Source organism: Lipingzhangella rawalii, from assembly GCF_031628175.1.
Classification (GTDB): Bacteria; Actinomycetota; Actinomycetes; order Streptosporangiales; family Streptosporangiaceae; genus Lipingzhangella_A; species Lipingzhangella_A rawalii.
The window spans coordinates 556,549-575,217 of the sequence record NZ_JAVLVT010000005.1 but is presented as its reverse complement, the minus strand read 5'-3'; the positions used below and the strand labels follow the sequence as shown (position 1 = coordinate 575,217).

The 18,669-nt window shown below is 69.5% G+C and carries 18 protein-coding genes; 2 read left to right on the top strand and 16 right to left on the bottom strand.

From position 1 onward, the window contains the following. Positions 1 to 320: 320 nt before the first annotated feature. From RIF23_RS13540 to RIF23_RS13515, 6 genes are all read right to left on the bottom strand, one after another. Complete coding sequence (locus RIF23_RS13540; RefSeq protein WP_310912851.1) at positions 321 to 884, bottom strand: adenine phosphoribosyltransferase; 564 nt, start codon at positions 882 to 884, stop codon at positions 321 to 323. 162 nt (positions 885 to 1,046) lie between these two features. Continuing rightward, positions 1,047 to 1,376 carry a preprotein translocase subunit YajC gene (gene yajC, locus RIF23_RS13535; RefSeq protein ID WP_310912958.1) on the bottom strand — a complete coding sequence of 110 codons (330 nt, stop codon included), beginning with the start codon at positions 1,374 to 1,376 and terminating at the stop codon, positions 1,047 to 1,049. A 239-nt stretch (positions 1,377 to 1,615) separates the two neighbouring features. Further along, entirely contained in the window at positions 1,616 to 2,731 is a 1,116-nt protein-coding gene (ruvB, locus tag RIF23_RS13530; RefSeq protein ID WP_310912850.1) for a Holliday junction branch migration DNA helicase RuvB, read from the bottom strand. Positions 2,732 to 2,760: 29 nt separating this feature from the next. Then, on the bottom strand, positions 2,761 to 3,390 hold the full coding sequence (gene ruvA / locus RIF23_RS13525; RefSeq protein ID WP_310912849.1) for a Holliday junction branch migration protein RuvA: 630 nt from the start codon (positions 3,388 to 3,390) through the stop codon (positions 2,761 to 2,763). Between the two features lie 19 nt (positions 3,391 to 3,409). Continuing rightward, on the bottom strand, positions 3,410 to 3,970 hold the full coding sequence (gene ruvC / locus RIF23_RS13520) for a crossover junction endodeoxyribonuclease RuvC (protein ID WP_310912848.1): 561 nt from the start codon (positions 3,968 to 3,970) through the stop codon (positions 3,410 to 3,412). A 47-nt stretch (positions 3,971 to 4,017) separates the two neighbouring features. Further along, positions 4,018 to 6,729, bottom strand: coding sequence for a GTPase-associated protein 1-related protein (locus RIF23_RS13515; protein ID WP_310912847.1), 2,712 nt, complete (start codon positions 6,727 to 6,729; stop codon positions 4,018 to 4,020). Between the two features lie 441 nt (positions 6,730 to 7,170). Between RIF23_RS13515 and RIF23_RS13510 the strand changes: the two genes are divergently transcribed. Beyond that, the gene (locus RIF23_RS13510; RefSeq protein ID WP_310912846.1) at positions 7,171 to 7,515 is read left to right on the top strand and encodes an SRPBCC family protein; all 345 of its coding nucleotides are present in this window, start codon (positions 7,171 to 7,173) and stop codon (positions 7,513 to 7,515) included. Between the two features lie 432 nt (positions 7,516 to 7,947). On the opposite strand, the gene RIF23_RS13505 is transcribed toward RIF23_RS13510, so the two are convergent. From RIF23_RS13505 to RIF23_RS13465, 9 genes are all read right to left on the bottom strand, one after another. Then, complete coding sequence (locus RIF23_RS13505; protein ID WP_310912845.1) at positions 7,948 to 8,697, bottom strand: YebC/PmpR family DNA-binding transcriptional regulator; 750 nt, start codon at positions 8,695 to 8,697, stop codon at positions 7,948 to 7,950. A 121-nt stretch (positions 8,698 to 8,818) separates the two neighbouring features. Further along, on the bottom strand, positions 8,819 to 9,433 hold the full coding sequence (pdxT, locus tag RIF23_RS13500) for a pyridoxal 5'-phosphate synthase glutaminase subunit PdxT (RefSeq protein WP_310912844.1): 615 nt from the start codon (positions 9,431 to 9,433) through the stop codon (positions 8,819 to 8,821). Positions 9,434 to 9,492: 59 nt separating this feature from the next. After that, complete coding sequence (pdxS, locus tag RIF23_RS13495) at positions 9,493 to 10,419, bottom strand: pyridoxal 5'-phosphate synthase lyase subunit PdxS (RefSeq protein ID WP_310912843.1); 927 nt, start codon at positions 10,417 to 10,419, stop codon at positions 9,493 to 9,495. An 892-nt stretch (positions 10,420 to 11,311) separates the two neighbouring features. Continuing rightward, complete coding sequence (locus RIF23_RS13490; protein WP_310912842.1) at positions 11,312 to 11,923, bottom strand: hypothetical protein; 612 nt, start codon at positions 11,921 to 11,923, stop codon at positions 11,312 to 11,314. A gap of 2 nt (positions 11,924 to 11,925) precedes the next feature. Then, complete coding sequence (locus RIF23_RS13485) at positions 11,926 to 13,080, bottom strand: glycosyltransferase family 4 protein (protein ID WP_310912841.1); 1,155 nt, start codon at positions 13,078 to 13,080, stop codon at positions 11,926 to 11,928. A gap of 2 nt (positions 13,081 to 13,082) precedes the next feature. Further along, entirely contained in the window at positions 13,083 to 14,078 is a 996-nt protein-coding gene (locus RIF23_RS13480; protein ID WP_310912840.1) for a phosphatidylinositol mannoside acyltransferase, read from the bottom strand. A gap of 10 nt (positions 14,079 to 14,088) precedes the next feature. Then, on the bottom strand, positions 14,089 to 14,712 hold the full coding sequence (gene pgsA, locus RIF23_RS13475) for a phosphatidylinositol phosphate synthase (protein ID WP_310912839.1): 624 nt from the start codon (positions 14,710 to 14,712) through the stop codon (positions 14,089 to 14,091). A gap of 14 nt (positions 14,713 to 14,726) precedes the next feature. Then, positions 14,727 to 15,203, bottom strand: coding sequence for a thiol-disulfide oxidoreductase DCC family protein (locus tag RIF23_RS13470; protein ID WP_310912838.1), 477 nt, complete (start codon positions 15,201 to 15,203; stop codon positions 14,727 to 14,729). Next, entirely contained in the window at positions 15,200 to 15,757 is a 558-nt protein-coding gene (locus RIF23_RS13465) for an HIT family protein (protein WP_310912837.1), read from the bottom strand. Before RIF23_RS13465 ends, RIF23_RS13470 begins: the two co-directional genes overlap by 4 nt. Positions 15,758 to 15,919: 162 nt before the next feature. On the opposite strand from RIF23_RS13465, the gene RIF23_RS13460 reads away from it, so the two are divergent. Then, positions 15,920 to 16,585, top strand: a complete 666-nt coding sequence (locus RIF23_RS13460) for a cyclase family protein (protein ID WP_310912836.1) — start codon at positions 15,920 to 15,922, stop codon at positions 16,583 to 16,585. A gap of 44 nt (positions 16,586 to 16,629) precedes the next feature. Here the strand turns inward: RIF23_RS13460 and thrS are convergent, their stop codons facing one another. Continuing rightward, complete coding sequence (gene thrS, locus RIF23_RS13455; protein WP_310912835.1) at positions 16,630 to 18,636, bottom strand: threonine--tRNA ligase; 2,007 nt, start codon at positions 18,634 to 18,636, stop codon at positions 16,630 to 16,632. Positions 18,637 to 18,669: the final 33 nt, after the last annotated feature.

Sequence of the window (18,669 nt, the reverse complement as noted above, 5' to 3'; positions counted from 1 at the left end):
GTCTCCCCGGCTGCTGCGTGACCACGCTCGTCCCCGCGCACGGCGGTTGCGTTACCTGGCCGCGCATGGCCGGCACCTCCATACCGTCCACCTCGGCGACGGTGACGACGTCACTGACGAGACGAGCCGGCGCTGGCGCCCGCACATCGGGCCGGCGCCCCGCCCCCGGCACGGGCGGTCCCGCCCGCGCACCCGGTAGGCCACCACGGCGCCGGACCACGCCGTCTCACTCCTCGTAACGTCCACACCACACCAGCTATGCCCGCCAGTGTAGTCCGACGCCGCCCCTCCGCCCCGACGAAGCCGCCTCTCCGCCCAGCTCAGACGGTCATGAGCACGTGTGGCCGCGCGGTCGGCACCTGCTCCCGGCCGGACAGGAAACCCAACTCCAGCAGGAACGAGAGTCCGTGTACGGTACCACCCGCCTTGGCCACGAGATCCATCGCAGCCGCCGCGGTCCCGCCGGTGGCGAGCACGTCGTCCACGATCAGCACCCGTGCCCCGGGTGCGAACGCGTCGGCGTGCATCTCCATCGTCTCGCTGCCGTACTCCAGATCATAGGTGGCGCTGAGGGTTCGCGCCGGAAGTTTTCCCTGTTTGCGGATCGGCACGAAACCGGCCCCCAGGGCATGGGCGACCGGCGCCGCCAGGATGAACCCGCGGGCCTCGATCCCCACCACCACATCCGGCACCGCCAGCGTGCCCTCCGAACCGGATTCCGCGCCGGTGGTGAACGGGGCCGCGAGGGCCTCGACCACCGTGGCGAAGGTCGCCGCATCCGCCAACAGCGGGGTGATGTCCTTGAAGACCACCCCCGGCTTCGGATAGTCCGGGATATCCCGGACATGCTCGGCGATGCGTTGCTCCAGTTCCACGGGGGACATGAGCGACGACACTTCCTTCCTGTTCGACAATTCGGCCCGGGCAGCGGGGGGCAACCCAGGGGCCCAGAAGCACGGAACGACGCGACCGCGGAAACGCGGAAACACAAACACGCATGTCGGCCCGCCGGCACGCGTTCCGGCGGGCCGAGGCGTGGTGGGGGACTACGGCCGGTTTGGGTTGTCTTGGTCGTCGTCCGGACCCCGCGTCGGGAAGTCGGGATGGTCCTCGATCCCGGAGGGATCCTGCGGCGTCAGTACTTCACCGATCCCCTGCTTGACCATCCGGATCCGAGTACCCGGCGAAATCTCCAGCTCGACATCGGAATCGCGCACGTCAACCACGGTGCCGTAGATCCCACTCTTGGTCAGGACCTCCTGGCCCGGCAGCAGACTGCTTTGCATCTCCTGCTCCTGCTGGCGCCGCTTCTGCTGGGGCCGCCAGAACAGCAGCCAGAACACCAGAATGATCAGCACGAACGGCAGGAGCTGCATGAAGAGACCAGGGCCTTCCTGCTGTCCCTCCTGCGCCAGGATAAATAGGGCCTCCGGCACGGGGCATCCTTCCTCAGAGTGTGTAACCGTCACGCGGCGGGTGACTGTCAGGACAACGCACCGGACGTACAACGAGCGGGCACGTTCACGTGTTCCCCGGCCCGACGGGCGGGGTACGGTCCCCAGCCTACCTCCAGCCTACGCCGCACCCCGATCCGCAGCCAGGGCAGCCGCCCTCCCTAGCCGCCCTCGGTGCCGCCGTCGACCTCATCGAACAGGGTCGCGGCACTGAAGGCGGCATCGGGCGGGGGCGCCAAGCCCAAGTGCTGCCACGCGCCGGCCGTGGCAACGCGTCCCCGCGGAGTCCGCGCGATCAGCCCGGAACGCACGAGGAACGGTTCGGCCACCTCCTCAACGGTGCGGGACTCCTCCCCCACCGACACCGCCAGTGTGGACAGCCCCACCGGCCCGCCACCGAACCGACGCAGCAGGGCGTGCAGAACCGCCCGGTCCAGCCGGTCCAGGCCCTGCTGGTCCACCTCGTAGAGATCAAGGGCCGCTGACGCAACCTCACGGCTCAGGGCACCGTCGGCGCGAATCTCGGCGTAGTCCCGTACCCGACGCAACAGCCGGTTGGCGATCCGGGGGGTGCCCCGCGAGCGTCCGGCGATCTCCGCGGCCGCGTCCTGGGACAGCTCGACCCCCAACAGTGTCGCCGAACGGCGCAGGATCTGCTCCAGTTCCGCCGGCTCGTAGAAGTCCATCTGGGCGACAAACCCGAAGCGGTCACGCAGCGGCGCCGGCAGCAGACCGGCCCGGGTGGTGGCACCCACCAGGGTGAACGGGGCGATGTCCAGCGGGACCGAGGTCGCCCCTGGGCCCTTGCCGACCACCACATCCACCCGCAGATCTTCCATGGCGACGTACAGCATTTCCTCGGCGGGACGGGCCATCCGGTGAATCTCGTCGAGGAACACCACCTCGCCCTCGGTGAGGCTGGAGAGGATCGCCGCCAAGTCGCCGGACCGCTCAATGGCCGGCCCGGAGGTGATCCGCAACGGCGCCCCCAGTTCCGAGGCAATGATCATGGCCAGTGTGGTCTTACCAAGCCCGGGCAGGCCGGACATGAGCACATGGTCGGGCACACGACCACGTCGCTGCGCGCTGCGCAGCACCAGCGACAGCTGCTCGCGTACCCGGTGTTGACCCACGAAGTCGTCCAAGGTCTTCGGGCGCAGCGCGCTCTCCACCGCATGGTCGTCCAGATCGGCGTCCGCGGAAACCAGGCCCCGCGCCCGATCCCCTCCTCCGGGCTCCTCGGGCGCCGGCTCCGGGTTCGGTGTCGACTCTGCCATTGCGGCGTGCTTCCCCCACTCCCGTTGACTCAGGCCCGACTCAGCCTACGTAGCGCATATTTCAGGAGGCTCGCCACATCGGCGTTCGCGGCCTCCGCGTCGCTGAGTTCCGCGGAAACCGCGTCGCTGGCGGCCTCGGCGTCCCGTTGGGACCAGCCCAGGTTCACCAGGCCGGAGACAACCTGCTCCCGCCATGGCGCGGCACCCCCCACAGGCCCGGCTTCCGGCCCGTCTCCAGCTCCGGGGGTGGGACCAACCGGCCCGTCCAGTTTGCCCTTGAGTTCCAGGACGATGCGCTGGGCACCCTTCTTACCAATCCCGGGGACCCGGGTGAGGGCGGCGGTATCCTCGTCCGCCACAGCCTGACGCAGCGAGGCCGGAGAATGCACCGACACCATGGCGAGGGCCACCCGTGGCCCCACCCCGCTGGCGGACTGGACCTGGTCGAACACGAGACGCTCGTCGTCGCTGGCGAATCCGTACAGGGTCAGGGACTCCTCCCGCACGACGAGCGAGGTGGCCACGGTCGCCTCCGCGCCCACTTCGAGTTGTGCGAGGCACGCGGGCGTGCACAGCAGTGTCATGCCCACCCCGCCGACGTCGATGACCGCGGTGCCGCCGCCCCGGCTGGCGACCCGGCCGGTCAGAAACGAAATCACCCGGCTGCCTCCCCTCGCGTTACCGTGCCCGGCCCTGGGAACGGGTGGTGCGGGCCAGCTCCACCTTACGTGCGAACTCCTGCTGTGCGCGGGCGATCCGGGCCTGGGCACCGCCCCGCCAGATGTGGCAGATCGCCAGGGCGACCGCGTCGGCGGCGTCCGCGGGACGGGGGGCCGCATCCAGCCCGAGGAGCTTGGCGACCATCGTGCCCACCTGGGCCTTGTCGGCCCGGCCACTGCCGGTGATGGCAGCTTTGGCCTCACTTGGGGTGTGCAGCGCCACCGGCAGTTGGCGCCGCGCGGCGGCGGTGAGTGCCACCGCGCTGGCCTGGGCGGTGCCCATCACTGTGCGCACGTTGTGCTGGGCGAATACCTGTTCCACGGCCACGGCGTCGGGTTGGTGCCGCTCAAACCAGGCATCGAGTCCGGTTTCGATTCCAAGAAGGCGATGCGCGAGTTCCGTGTCCGCCTCGGTGCGCACCACCCCGGCATCGACGAGGTGCAGCTGCCGCCCCACAGCTCCCTCTACCACGGCCACACCGCACCGTGTCAACCCCGGGTCGACCCCCAGTACCCGCACCGGACAACCGCCTTCCCCCGTTGTTCGAACGTTCGTTCGTCGTGAGCCTATCGCGCTCCGGCCCCGTCGGGCCGGGGCGCCGCACCGGTATCGGGCTCGGGGGCACGTGTGCGGAGGCGGTCCACCAGCGCGACCAGCACGCGGGTGGAGTGGGCACGCAGGCGGCCACGCAGCACGCCCACGGTGTGTAGGACGGCACCGCGGCGGGACCACTCGCTGCGGCCGGGTCGCCGCGCCTCCGGCAGGCGGTTGCGCAGAGCGGCCACGTCCCGCCGCCGCCAGAGGGCTACGGCCGGGGTGAGAACCTCCGCACGCAGGTGTTGACAGCGCCGTGGGTGGGTGGCACGGAGGTGTGGGTCCCCCGCGGCGAGGTAGATCCGCGCGGCCAGCTCGGGGGCGGGATGCTGGGCCAGAAACAGCGACAGCTGCGCACAGTAGCTGCGGAACAGCTCCTCGGTGCAGTACTGGAGTGCCTGGGCCAGCGTCTCCACACAGCGGGTGCGCAACAGCACCGCGCACAGGTCCGTGTGCACGACCCGGCGCAGGATGCCAGCGGCCACGGCGACGTCGTCGGGTTCGGCGACGGTGACCGCGGTTGCGGTGGTACCCGCCCGCGCCGTGCGGGTGTCCTCGACTGAGGGGGGCGCCTGGTGGACAGCCAGTTCGGCGAACTCCACCAGCTCGGCCAGCGCCGAGGCGGGCTGCTCGTAGGTGGCCTTTCGGTTGCGGTAGTGCTCCCACCGCCGGGTCGACCACCGGACCGAGGAGGGCAGCCGCGGCCACATCCAGTGCTGGCTCAGCTCGGTGGCCAGCTCCGTCCAGGCGTTGACCTCGGCCCGCTCCGGCAACCGAAGAACCGCGTCCGTGACCCAGGTATCGACCTCGGGGTCGACCTGGACCGGTGCGGGCAGCACGCGCAGGGTACGAGCCACGGCCTCGGGATCGTTGCGGTGTCCCCACACGTCCCGGATCAGGTCAATGTCGAGATCGTAGGCGGCGCTGGCGCTGGCCCTCCCGTTGTGCCGCATCTCCTGGCGCAGGTTGATGATCTCGGCGAGCACGGTGGCGGGATCGGTTCGGGGACCGGCTGCGGCGATACGGTACAACTCGTACAGACGGGGGTGTTCCACCAGGGCGGGGGGCACGTCGGGGGCGCTGGTGCGTCCGGCGAGGACCGTGCCCGCCGGGCCACGCAGCAGCACGAGGAGTGCGCTCCGGGGGTGGCCGGCCAACGCGTCCCCGACCCCTCGGGCGATGGCCGGATACGTGTGCACGAGTGCGGCCACCGCCTCGTCCTGCGGTCGGGTCACCAGGACCGGCGCGATCACGTCACGCCCAAGCCGTCGGGTTTCGGCCTCGGGGGGCTCGAGCCCGCTGGAACGCATCCAGTCCAGGAGCTCGGCCAGGACGGACACCCACAGGTGCGCGGAACCCTGCGCCGCCTCCACGAAAACCGCGCAGACCCGGTCGGTCACCGTGCGACGCACCTGGCCGGTTCGGATCGAAACCACGGGCGGGGCGCCGCCGCCGTGGACGATCCGGTCCAGGGCACGCAGGGCCAGCGACTCGGCGAGTCGCTCGGCGGCGTCGGTGGCACCACTGCGCTCGGCGGCGTGGTGGAGCTCCAGCAGGGCACTGTCGCCGAGGGTGGGCTCGAGAGCGTCGAGAATCAGCCCGACCAGCTCGGCGACTTCCTCGCGGGCCATGCGCTGGGCTCCCTCCGGCAGCCAGTGGCAGACGAGCCCCAGCTCACTGGTGGACAGGCGCTGTCCCAGACGCAATGCTGCCGAGGCCAGCACGATGGGATGCCAGTCGGTGAGGCTGGCCTGGCTGCCGTCTCCGAGCTCTCGGGCTTCCTGCCACAGGGTGGGGGTGAATTCGACCCCGGTTTGGGCCAGGCGCACCGCGAGTGGATGCGGGACGTCACCGGCCCGCTCGGAGGTGTCCGTGTCGGCCAGCGCACATTCCAGTGACAGGTCGAACCGGAGGATTCCCTGGCTCCGGGGTGGGGCGTACTGCGGCGGCACCCCGCGAATATGCAGGCCAGGATCGCTGGATTGGCTGGTGGTGGCGAAGGACAGGCGCCGGGCACGCTCGGGTGCCAGCGTCTGGGAGATCGCAGCGATCCAGTGTGCGACGGTGTCACCATCGGCGACCAAAACGATCGGGGGGCCGCCGTCGATCGCCCGGTCGGCCGCGGCGACCAATCGTGCCAGGAGCTGGGTGGGGTGGTTACGCAGCCAGGCGGCGATCCGGGACCGGTTCAGTGGCCCCGGTGGACACGGTGTGCTCACCTCCGGAAGTTCCCCTGACTCCGCGGCGGTGGCCGACCACACGGGCGAGTCCCACAACTCGATCGGCAGTGGCTCGTCATCCGGGGAATCGTCGGTTCGCGTCTCTGCGTGGGCGGGGGCCTGCTCCACCACCACGACGTGCGCGAACCACACCGGCGGGTGCTCCCCAGGCTGCTTCGCCGGGCCCACGTCCGGTGGGTCCGGCGAGGGTGTGGGGGCGGCTCGGATGCGGGCGACGGCCCGCACCCCCGCACGATCCGCGGTGTAACACAAAGTGTCCGCCGTCGGAGCAGTGTCCCTGCCCGTGGGCAGTTGAGTAGCCACGAAACGTTCGACCACACCCAGCGTGTGCGCCGCCAGCCCGGACGTGGCCGCAGCGCGCGTGCACTCCGCCGAGGTCGGAGTCCGGGCGGTCGCCGAAGCTGTCGGTCCGTGACAGGTGTAGTGCAGCTGGCCGTAACCCATGAGCGTCTCTTCCGCCCTTGCGTGTGGAGATGCCTCCGAAACTATCGATCATCGGGCGGCACTCGGGCACGTATGTCCGGACTCATCCGTATCGATCCGAGTACAGTGCCGCGCCGGGCCCGCTGCGGCTGCACTGGTCGCCTGCCCGGCCCGGGCGAACCGGGTCGAGCTGGCCCCGCTCAGGACCGCAGGACGTCGCCCCACGAGTGGCTGGTGGCGTGGATACCACATATCGCCGCACTGCGGGCGACGCCTGGGCATACGGGGGTTCAGGCAGGCCTCAGCCCCAGAGGCCCCTACCGGGCGTAGCAGTCGGCGACCGGACGAGGCTGCGTCGCCTACAGTGCAGTTGTGCCGACCTTCCGTGTTGTGCGTGCGTCGTCGCTGCCGGCCCACGAAGCGTGGCGACGCGTCACCCACTGGCCGAGCCATGGCGGCCGCGTGCCCCTGACCAGCGTCACCATGGAGCCTCCGGAACCGACCCGACTGGGCACCGTGGTCGTGGCGCACACCGGCGTGGGTGGATTCGGGTTCGACGACCGGATGGAGGTCGTGCACTGGACCCCGCCCCGGGACGACCACCCAGGTGTGTGCCGTCTGGAGAAACGCGGCACCGTCGTGTTGGGCTGGGCCGAGATTGAGGTGCACCCTCGGGGGGACCGGTCGATCGTTGTGTGGCGCGAAGAGGTGCGCGTGGCGAAGCTACCCCGACTATTCAGCATGCCCCTCGCCTGGGCCGGGCGCCTGGTGTTTGCGCGCCTACTTGCCGCTGTGCTCGCGCAGTGATCGGCATCGGTGACTGGGGCTGGGTATGCGGTTGGCCAACGGAGCGGGTACGTGGCGCCGCACGCCCTGACGCCGCCTGCCCATCGCCTCCGGGGGGCCTCACTGCGCCGTGCCAGATGTCGAACCGGGCGAAACAGCCGAGGCCATACTTCCGGTGTGGCACTCGTGGAACGGGTCGGCTGGCACGAAGCCCGCCCGCTCCGTTCCCCTACGGGCTGCGGTGCGAGCGGGCATCCTCCCCGGGTATCGCCAAAACCCCCGCCCAGTTGGAGGTGGCCTGCTCGCCGGGGAGTGCGTCTCCGCTGCTCTGGCCTCTGGCGCCCAGGCTCTGCGGGGCCGTCCGGGTGCTCCGCCCACGACCCGTCGCGCGAACCACGACCGCCGAAAGATCCACCAATTTCCCGGCACGGTCAAACTGAGGATTCCCGGGCCCTAGCCGATGCGCTGCATGACCTCGTCGGGGATATCGGCGTTGCTGTAGACGTTCTGCACGTCGTCGGAGTCCTCCAGCGCGTCCACGATCCGCATCACCTTCCGGGCCGTGTCCTCCTCCAGGGGCACCTCCATGCTGGGCAGGAAGCTGGTGTCCGCAGAGTCGTACTCGATCCCGGCCTCCTGCAAGGCGGTACGCACGTTGACCAGGTCAGACGGATCCGAAACGATCTCGAAGGACTCGCCGAGGTCGTTGACATCCTCGGCTCCGGCGTCGGCGACCGCAAGCATCACATCGTCCTCGGTCACCTTCTCCTTACCGACGATCACCACGCCCTTGCGGTTGAAGAGGTAGGAGACCGAACCGGCATCGGCCATGGATCCGCCGTTGCGGGTCACCGCCACCCGCACCTCGGAGGTGGCGCGGTTGCGGTTGTCGGTGAGGCACTCCACGAGCAAGGCCACCCCACCCGGGGCGTACCCCTCGTACATGACGGTCTGCCAGTCCGAACCGCCGGCTTCCTCCCCGGCACCGCGTTTCCGGGCACGCTCGATGTTGTCCGCGGGAACCGAGTTCTTCTTGGCCTTCTGAATCGCGTCCCACAGGGTGGGGTTTGCGTCGGGGTCCCCGCCCCCGGTTCGCGCGGCCACCTCGACGTTCTTGGTCAGCTTCGCGAAGAGCTTTCCCCGCTTAGCATCGAGGGCCGCCTTCTTGTGCTTGGTAGTGGCCCACTTTGAGTGGCCGCTCATACTGTGTGTCTCCCGATCGCTGTCCGGGACGCCGGGCGGCGGTGGGCCCTGCCAGCCGGCGTCCTCGCCCGTTCCGCGCTGGGGGCAGGCCGGGGGTGGCTGGCCTGCCCTGCCAGCATGTTCATTGCCGTCCCCGCACCATATCGACGAAGAGCTGGTGAATCCGCGTGTCTCCGGTCAGTTCTGGATGGAAGGACGTCGCCAGCAGCCGCTGCTGGCGCACGGCGACGATCCTACCGGCCCGCTGGCCGTGGGCGACGTGTCCGAGCGCCTCGGCCTGCGGGCCCACCGACTCCACCCAGGGTGCACGGATGAACACGGCCTCGACCGGATCGCCGGACAGGCCCCGGATCTCCACCGGGGCCTCGAAGGAGTCGACCTGGCGTCCGAAAGCGTTCCGCCGCACCGTGACATCGATTCCGCCGACCGTCTGCTGACCCTCGGCCCCATCCAGAACCTGATCGGCCAGCATGATCATCCCGGCGCAGGACCCGTAGACCGGCAAGCCCGCCGCCACCTGTTTACGCAGGGGCTCCAACAGCTCGAAAGCAGCCGCCAGCTTCCACATGGTGGTGGACTCCCCACCGGGGATGACCAGCCCATCGACGGCGTCCAGTTCCTCGGGGCGGCGCACCCCGTGCGCATGTGCCCCGCAGGCGTTCAGCGCAGCGACGTGTTCGCGGACGTCGCCCTGCAACGCGAGCACCCCGACAGTGGGGGCGGGGGACGTAGACACTCCCAGGACTCACCTTCACTCGTGGAAGACACGGAACACACTCAACGGCCGAACGGGAACTACCAGCCGCGCTCCGCGTAACGCTGGGAGTCGTCAAGGTCATCCAGGTTGATGCCGACCATGGCACCACCCAGCCCCCGGGAGACCTTGGCGATGGTGTCGGGGTCGTCGTAGAAGGTGGTGGCCTTCACGATCGCCTCGGCACGCTTCTGCGGCTCCCGGGACTTGAAGATGCCGGACCCGACGAACACCCCCTCGGCGCCGAGCTGCATCATCATGGCCGCGTCCGCGGGGGTGGCCAGGCCACCCGCGGTGAACAGCACCACCGGCAGCGTGCCGCGCTCGGCGACCTCCCGCACCAGTTCGTAGGGGGCGCGCAGTTGCTTGGCGGCGTCGAACAGCTCGGCGGAGTCAAGCCGGGTCAACCGGTTGATCTCGGCACGGATCTGCCGCATGTGCCGGGTGGCCTCGACGACATTACCGGTACCGGCCTCACCCTTCGAGCGAATCATGGCCGCCCCCTCGGCGATACGCCGCAGCGCCTCACCCAGATTGGTGGCCCCGCACACGAAAGGCACGGTCAGATCCCACTTGTCGATGTGGTGGGCTTCGTCGGCCGGCGTGAGCACCTCGGACTCGTCGATGTAGTCGACCCCGAGCGTCTGGAGGACCTGGGCCTCGACGAAGTGGCCGATGCGTGCCTTGGCCATGACGGGAATCGACACGGCGTTGACGATCCCGTCGATCATGTCGGGGTCCGACATGCGAGCCACCCCGCCGTCGGCGCGGATGTCGGCGGGGACACGCTCCAGCGCCATGACCGCGACCGCTCCGGCGTCCTCGGCGATCTTGGCCTGATCCGGCGTGACCACGTCCATGATCACACCGCCCTTGAGCATGTCTGCCATACCGCGCTTGACCCGCGCGGTGCCCACCGCGGGCTCGACTGGGCTCTGGGGTGTTTGGGTCACGGTACCGGCCTCCACAGGACGTACATAAGCTGAACTGGGATGATTGGGGACGGCAGGGCGCTGTCTCCCCACCCCATGGTAGAACACGGCACCTCGGGCGGTTCCGGACACACTGGATTGTGCTCCGTTGTACTCCTTACGGACTGTCGCCGTGCTCGTGTCCCCATAGGCGCTACCCAGTGTTGCCGCTCGGCCGCTCGGCCGCTCGGGGTCGGTATCGGGGTTGGGACGCTGACGCCTGCCGGTTCCCCCAGTGCATGGGGGCGGAAAAGGCCGTTGGGGATCAATCAGCTAGTGCGGGACGCGGGAGGCAGAGTCTCCTAGCCGCCAGGGACACTTCAGCCGTCCCACCCACACCACACCCGCGGGCGCCGCCCCGGCGCCCGCGAAGGAACGCCCCCGGGGAGGCTGGAGGAGCGCCCCCGTCCCACCACCGCCGGGAACGAGTGCCGACGACGACAACAGGCCCACCTGCCAGCGCCATGACGGCCGCCAGCGGCCACTGCGGCGCGCACAGCCAACCAACCACCGCTACCACCACGTCCCGCTGGACGTCGTACGGGGGAGCGCCCCCAGGGCGCGACGCCGCCGGCGGCCAAGACGGTGCGTGCCGCGGACCGAATGCTGGCACCGCGATTGGTGGCGACTCCGGGCCGAGTGGTGCCTGTTCTTGCGGACGTGCCAGAGCCACCGGCGCCCGTATTTCGAGTGTGGTAGCGCCCCCACCCACGCTACGTCCGCACTCCCCCAATCTCCGCTGGCCGTCGTGCGGAGGTGCGGGCGGCGTGGGCAGTGCCCCAACCCCGGCCAGAAGCCCCAACCCCACGGCCAACGGGGGGTGGGGGGAGCGGGCTGGGGAGCGCCCCAGGTCAGGCCCAAGCTCGCTCCCAGCTACACGAAACCGGCCCTATCCGGTCGCCGCGGGCGGCCGTGGCCAATCGTCGGGCAGGTCAGGAGGTTGGTCGTCCATCTCCACATACTCGGGCAGCGGGGCGTGCCCGGCTAGGCGCAGCACGCGCACCAGCCACCTGTGTCGTGCCTGGCGAATCGTCGCCACCGCATCGTTGTGAAAGCGACGCGCCAGTTGCAGCCGCCGTGCCTGGGCCAACAGCTCGCCCAGGGCCGCCTGTCCCCCGGGGACCCGGCGCAGCTCCTCGGGAACCCCGGGCTCTTCCAGCACGGCGCGCAGGGTACCCGACAGGGCACTCTCCGCCTGTTCCAGCGGCTCCGCTCCCTGTGCCGGCTCAGGCTCCTGGTCCCGGTCGGCACGCAGGGCCCGTCCGGCGGCGTCGGCCAACAGGATCCGGGAGGCCGGCTCCAGATGGGCGGAGGCAGCCAGCTCCACCACCGCCGCGTGTCGACGCGCCATGGCGGCCTCCAGCGCGGCCCGCGCCGTCTCCAGCCTGGTGTGCAGCCGATCCAGCCGGCTAGCTCTCCAGGAGACATAGAAGGCCACCAGCAGCGCCGTCACCACAACGACACTGAACGTCAACACCAGGTCCGCCAGGTTTCCGGACACCGTTATCCTCCTGTCGGGCCGAACCCGCCCGGGCCGGGGCTGCCCGCGGGACGCAGCGTCACCGTCTCATAGACCCGGAGCACATCCACAGCGACGGTGGACCAGTCGTAGGCGCGGACGGCGTGCAGGGCTGACGCGGCGAGCTCGGCACGGCGGTCCGGGGCGTCCAACAGTGCCGCCACGGCCTGGGCCAGACCGGTCTCGTTACCAACCGGGAACAGTGCTCCCGCAGCGCCGTCGGCGAGCACGGCCCGGAACGCGGGAATATCGCTGGCGACAACGGGCGCACCAGCGGCCATGGCCTCCGCCAGCACGATCCCGAAACTCTCCCCACCCAGGTTGGGGGCGCAGAACACGTCCATCGATGCCAGGGCGTCCACCTTCTCTGCGGACGTGACCTGCCCCCGCACCACAACCCGCTCACGTTCCGCGGGGGTGAGATCCCGCAGTGCGGCGGTAGCGTCCCCAGGGCCGACGAGCAGCAGTCGCAGCTCCGGACGGTGCTGCACCAGCATCCGGAACGCCTGGATCAACACCGGCAGCCCCTTGCGGGGTTCGTCCAGACGTCCGAGGAAGCCCACGGTGCCGCCATCGCCCAGCTCCCGATCCCGGGGGTGGGCCGCAGCCGACGCGTAGTCGTCCACCGACACTCCGTTCGGGATCAGCACGGCATCCCCGCCCAGATGATCCACGAGCGTGCGCCGGGCCGCCTCGGAGACGGCGATTCTGGCGTGCACGCGTTCTACCGCGGTGCGCAACGCGGCCGCGGACAGGGCCATGGCCCGCGACCGCGGATTCGCCGTGTGGAAGGTGGCCACGAGCGGCTCCTCGGCCACCCAACACGCCAGCAGGGACAGGCTCGGAGCCGTGGGCTCGTGCACGTGTACCACATCGAACGCGCCGTCCCGGAGCCAGCGCCGCACCCGGCTGGCCGCCCGCGGACCAAACGCCAACCTCGCCACCGACCCGTTGTAGGGGACGGGGATGGCACGCCCAGCCGCAACAACATGGCCGGGCAACCCGTCGGTGTCCTCGGCCGGGGTCAGGATGCTCACCGTGTGCCCAAAACCCCGTAACGCCTGGGCGAGGTCGTGCACATGCTGCTGGACCCCACCGGGCACGTCCCAGGTGTAGGGGCAGACCAGACCCACACGCACAGCTATCCAGCCCCCCGCATGGCTGTGTTACTGTCACTGCCACTGCCACGGTTACGGTCACGGCCGCGGACAGGGCCAGCCGGCTGGCCTGAGGTCTGGCCGCGTGGTGACGGCTCCGGGACCAGGTCGGCGATGAACACGGGCTGAAGCATGTGCCAGTCCTCGGGGTGGGTGGTGATGGCCTCCTCGAACACCCCCGCGAGCTGCTGTGTCATCTGCATGCACCGCTGTGCACGCCCCCCGTTCTCCGGGCGGGGCACCTCGGGGTGGATAGTGATCTGCCACTGGTGGGGGGTGGAGGTCAGGGTCACCGGGACGAGGGCGGCCCCGGTCTGGTGGGCGAGCAGCGCGGGACCAGCCGGAAACCGGGCCTGCTCGCCGAAGAAGGTCACATCCACTCCACTTCCGGTGAGATCCCGATCGGCGAGCAGGCACACCAGCCCACCGGCCCGGAGGCGACGCGCCAGCCGCGCGAACAGGCTGGCGTCGCCACGATCCAACGGCAGGACCTCCATCCCAAGGCCGGCACGGAACCGGGTAAACCGCTCGTAGACCGATCGGGGGCGCAGGCGTTCGGCCACCGTCGTCAGGGGATACCCACGCAGGGTGATCCAGGCCCCGGCCTGATCCCAGTTCCCCATGTGCGGAAGGGCCACCACGGCGCCCCGGCCGGAGTCGAGGACGGTTTCGAGGTTGGCCACCCCACTGACCTGAGTGCGGCCGCGAATCTCGTGTGGCCGCAGTGCCGGCAGGCGAAACACCTCGTAGAAGTAGCGCAGATAGGAGCGCATCCCACAACGGGACCACATCCGCAGCTCGTCTTCACTCACCGCGGGGCCCACGACACGGCGCAGATTCGCCTCGAGCTGGCGTACGCCCGACCCGCGCTGTGTCCAGGCGCGGTCCGCGATCCGGGTGAAGGCCCAACGGCCCAGCCGCTCCGGGATCCGCGGCAGGGTGGCCCAGGCCACGGCGTAGCCGACAGCGGGATTGCGCACGACAGATTCCTCAGTGACTCGTGGGTCTACGCTCGGCGCCGCCGAGCCGATTGTGGGTCTCGAGTAGCCGCTGGCCAATGGTCACCACACTCAACAGCGCCAGCAGCCACAGGCCGGTGGGCAGGGCGTAGGGAACCCCCATGCCTTCCAGGCCCGCTGCCGTCAGCACGATGACCAGTCGCTCGGTGCGCTCGGCGATCCCGACATCGCAGCGCACTCCGAGCCCCTCGGCGCGCGCCTTGACGTAGGACACTCCGAACCCGGCGACCAGGCAGAACAGGGTTACCAGGGTCAACACCGGCGAGTTCCCGCCCCCGATGAACCACAGCAGGAGACCACACAGGATTCCGGCGTCGGAGAGGCGGTCCATGAAGGAGTCGAGGAACGCTCCGAACTCGTTGTCCCTGGTTCGCGCCCGGGCGACGGCGCCGTCCAGCATGTCGAACAGGGTGAAGAAGGTGACCAGCAGGGTCCCGAGGAGCAGTTCACCTCGCGGATACAGCACCAGGGCGCTGGTGAGCACGCCGACCGACCCGAGCACGGTCACCGCGTTCGGAGTCAGACCGACCCGTGCCAAGGCCCGGCCGACCGGGTCCAGGGTTGACGCCACAACAGGACGTAGGTTTCGCAACATGACTACTTACGATCCTAGGTCCGACCAGCCGCCTCACCCACGAGCGCCCCGCGGGCCTGAAGCGTGTCCCGGCAGCGCGCCCCGGTGACGGGCATCGGGAACCGGTCACGGTTGCGTGCCACCCAGCGGTACAGCGCCCGGGCCAGCCGACGCGTACCCGGGCCGCGCAGCAGGCTCCCCACGGGCCACCACCGGCGACGCGGGCTGTTCAGCAGTAGTGCGGCCACGGCCTCGCTTCCACCCCAGACCCGCCGACCGTCCGCGCTGACCACCAGCACCTCGTGGCGTGCCCGTTCCCGCAGGTGCGCCGCCACAGCCGAGCTGGCTCCCTGCCACGGCAGCCACACCACCCCGGGAAAGACCTCGGGTGGCGGGGAGGAACGCATCCTGGCCTGCGGTGGAACGTAGGTCACGTGGCATCGACCCAGCTCGGCTGCGGCGGTGCAGAAGGCGCACTCACCGTCGTACAACACGACGGCCGGGTGGGTCACGACTGCTCCTGGGGCCAGTTGCTCGCCAACAATTCCCGGGACTGTTCCAACAGCTCGGGAAGCACCTTCGTGTGCCCGATCACCGGCATGAAGTTGGTGTCGCCACCCCAGCGCGGCACCACGTGCTGGTGAAGGTGGGCGGCGATTCCGGCCCCGGCCACCGTGCCGAGGTTCATCCCCACATTGAACCCCTGAGGAGAGTAGGAGGTGCGCAGGGATGCGATGGCACGCTGGGTCAGCAGGGCGAACTCGGTCGTCTCGTCCTCGTCGAGCTCGGTGTATTCGGCGACATGCCGGTAGGGGCAGATCAGCAGGTGGCCACTGTTGTAGGGGTAGCGGTTGAGCACCACATAGACCGCCTTGCCCCGGGCGACCACCAACCCCTCGGTCTCGTCCAGACTCGGTGCACGACAGAACGGGCACCCCGTGCCGACAGCGCCACGTTCGGGCTTTCCCTCACCCTTGATGTAGGCCATGCGGTGTGGGGTCCACAACCGTTCGAAGCTGTCCCCCTGGCCCGGGTCCGCCCCGGCTCCCGGTGGTGCCTCACTCATTGACGTTCACCTCCGTTACGCAGCCAGCATAGGAGCTGTGTGGTCTCCGTGCGGTGTGGGGCGCCCCAGCCCCACACGGCCGCTAGGCTCAGTGGCGCAGGAGCCCGCACGGCGGAAGCGGCGGAATCCGTGCACATACCGCGACCGGACGGGAGCAACGGGATGCATCTGAGGCGTGTCGTCGACCTGAGCCGCACGATCGGCCCGGATACCCAGCCGTTTCCCGGGGACGAGCCGCCCGAGCTGACGTGTGCAGCCACGATTGCCGACGAGGGGTACAACCGGCTCCACGTGGCGGTGAGTTCGCACACCGGCACCCACGTCGACGCGCCGTACCACTTCCGGGACGACGGGGAACGGATCGACCGGCTGCCGCTGGATCTGTTCCTCGGCCCGGCGATAGTGGTGGACGTGACCGCGCACGTGGATCGCCAGCCGGTGACCTGGACCGAGATCGCCCCTCAGCTGGACTCGCTCGCCCCCGGAACCATCGTGCTGCTGCATACCGGCTGGGATCGCTATCACGGCACACCCCGCTACTTCGACCATCCCTACCTGTCCGGCGACGCCGCACACCACCTCATGGCCGCGGGCATCCGCACCATCGGCATCGACGCGCCCAATCCGGACGAGACCCCGGACGAGGCCCACCCCGGTGCGGGCTGGCCGGTGCACCACACGGTGGCGGCGCACGGCGGGGTCCTCATCGAGAACCTGTGTGGGCTGCATCAGATCGACTTTCCCACTCCCCTACTCAGTGCGCTTCCCATGAAGATCGACGGTGGGGACGGGGCCCCGGTCCGCGCGGTGGCCATGCAGAGCGCCTGACAGCGCCCCCGGCCCGGTTGGCCCCGGGGCCGGGGGCGATCGGGTCACACCTGGCGATGTTCCTCGACCGCGGTGACGATCTCCGCAATCGCCTCGTCGATCGGTACCCCGTTGCGCTGCTGGCCGTCGCGATACCGGAAGGAAACGGCTCCCTGCGCCACGTCGTCATCCCCGGCGATCAGCATGTAGGGCGTCTTCTGCTTCTGCGCGGTGCGGATCTTCTTCTGCATGCGGTCGTCGGACGTGTCGACCTCTGCCCGGATTCCCCGCTGCCGCAGCTTCGCAACGACCTCGTCGAGGTAGGGGGCGTGGGTGTCGGCGATGGGAATACCCACGGCCTGCACCGGAGCCAACCACACGGGGAAGGCGCCGGCGTAGTGTTCCAGTAGGATTCCGAAAAACCGTTCGATGGAGCCGAACAGGGCCCGGTGGATCATGTAGGGCCGCTGGCGGCTGCCGTCGGCGGCGGTGTACTCCACATCCAGCCGCACGGGGGTTTGCAGGTCAACCTGGAGTGTGGACAGCTGCCAGCTACGACCGATCGCGTCGGTGACGTGAACGTCGATCTTGGGAGCGTAGAACGCACCGTCTCCCTCGTTGACGGTGTAGGGCAGCTCAGCCTTGTGCAGAGCCTCCTCCAACGCGGCCTCGGCCTGGTTCCAGTCCTCGACCGCGCCGACGAATTTCTCCGGGCGGGTAGACAGCTCCGCCCGGAAGTCCGTCAGGCCGTAGTCGCGCAGCAGTCCCAGGACGAACTCCAGTAGGCTCGCCAGCTCCGTGGACAGCTGCTCCGGGGTGCAGAAGATGTGCGAGTCGTCCTGGGTGAACCCACGCGAACGCACCAGCCCCTGCACGACTCCGGACCGCTCGTAGCGGTAGACCATGCCGAACTCGAAAAGACGCAGTGGCAGTTCCCGGTAGGAGCGCCCCCGCGACTTGAACACCATGGTGTGCATGGGGCAGTTCATGGGCTTGAGGTAGTAGTCCTGCCCGGGCTTGCGAACGTTGCCGTTCTCGTCGTACTCGGCGTCCATGTGCACGGGCGGGTACAGGTCGTCCTTGTAAAAGTCCAGGTGGCCGGACTTCTGGAAGAGCATGTCCTTGGTGATGTGTGGCGTGTAGACGAACTCGTATCCGGCGGACTCGTGCCGCTGCCGGGAGTACTCTTCCATGACGCGTCGGACCACGGCACCCTTGGGATGCCAGACCGCCAGACCGGAGCCGATCTCCTCGGGGAAGCTGAACAGGTCCAGTTCGGCCCCGAGCTTGCGGTGGTCGCGGCGTTCCGCCTCGGCCAGCCGCTCCAGGTAGGTCTGCTGGGCTTCCTTGCTCTCCCAGGCGGTGCCGTAGATGCGTTGCAGCTGGGCATTGTTCTCACTGCCACGCCAGTAGGCCCCGGCGGAGCGCATCAGGGTGAACGCGGGAATAGCCCGGGTGTCGGGAACGTGGGGTCCACGGCAGAGGTCTTTCCAGCACAGGTCACCGGTGCGCGGGTGCAGGTTGTCGTACATGGTGAGCTCGCCCTCGCCCACCTCGACGCTGGAGCCGTCGTCGGTGGTGGAGCCACCCTTGATCCCGATCAGCTCCAGTTTGTAGGGCTCGTCGGCGAGCTCGGCGTGTGCGGCCTCATCGGAAACGGTGCGGCGGGAGAAGCGCTGCCCCTGTTTCACGATCTGCTGCATGCGCTTCTCGATACGTTTGAGGTCGTCGGGGGTGAAGGGCTCTGTGACATCGAAGTCGTAGTAGAAGCCGTTCTCCACCGGCGGCCCGATACCGAGTTTGGCTTCGGGGAAGAGTTCCTGCACGGCCTGCGCGAGGACGTGCGCGCAGGAGTGCCGCACGATCGCCCGCCCGGGCTCGGAGTCGATGGTGATCGGTGCGACGTCGTCACCGGGCTGGAGTTGGTGGGTGAGGTCCCGCTGCTCCCCGTTGACGAGGGCGGCGATAACGGTGCGGCCATCGGCTTCCAGCGCGTCGCCGGCGGTCGTGCCCGCGGCCACCACGCGCTCGGTTCCGGCGACATGGATGCGCATATCAGGCACGACAGACACGGTGTACTCCCACGTTTGACTCGACACTCCCCG

Excerpts from the sequence above, each read along its gene's own strand:
- RIF23_RS13540 (WP_310912851.1), bottom strand. The coding sequence starts at position 884 with ATGTCCCCCGTGGAACTGGAGCAACGCATCGCCGAGCATGTCCGGGAT.
- yajC (WP_310912958.1), bottom strand. The coding sequence starts at position 1,376 with ATGCAGCTCCTGCCGTTCGTGCTGATCATTCTGGTGTTCTGGCTGCTG.
- ruvB (WP_310912850.1), bottom strand. The coding sequence starts at position 2,731 with ATGGCAGAGTCGACACCGAACCCGGAGCCGGCGCCCGAGGAGCCCGGA.
- RIF23_RS13515 (WP_310912847.1), bottom strand. The coding sequence starts at position 6,729 with ATGGGTTACGGCCAGCTGCACTACACCTGTCACGGACCGACAGCTTCG.
- RIF23_RS13505 (WP_310912845.1), bottom strand. The coding sequence starts at position 8,697 with ATGAGCGGCCACTCAAAGTGGGCCACTACCAAGCACAAGAAGGCGGCC.
- pgsA (WP_310912839.1), bottom strand. The coding sequence starts at position 14,712 with ATGTTGCGAAACCTACGTCCTGTTGTGGCGTCAACCCTGGACCCGGTC.
- RIF23_RS13465 (WP_310912837.1), bottom strand. The coding sequence starts at position 15,757 with ATGAGTGAGGCACCACCGGGAGCCGGGGCGGACCCGGGCCAGGGGGAC.
- RIF23_RS13460 (WP_310912836.1), top strand. The coding sequence starts at position 15,920 with ATGCATCTGAGGCGTGTCGTCGACCTGAGCCGCACGATCGGCCCGGAT.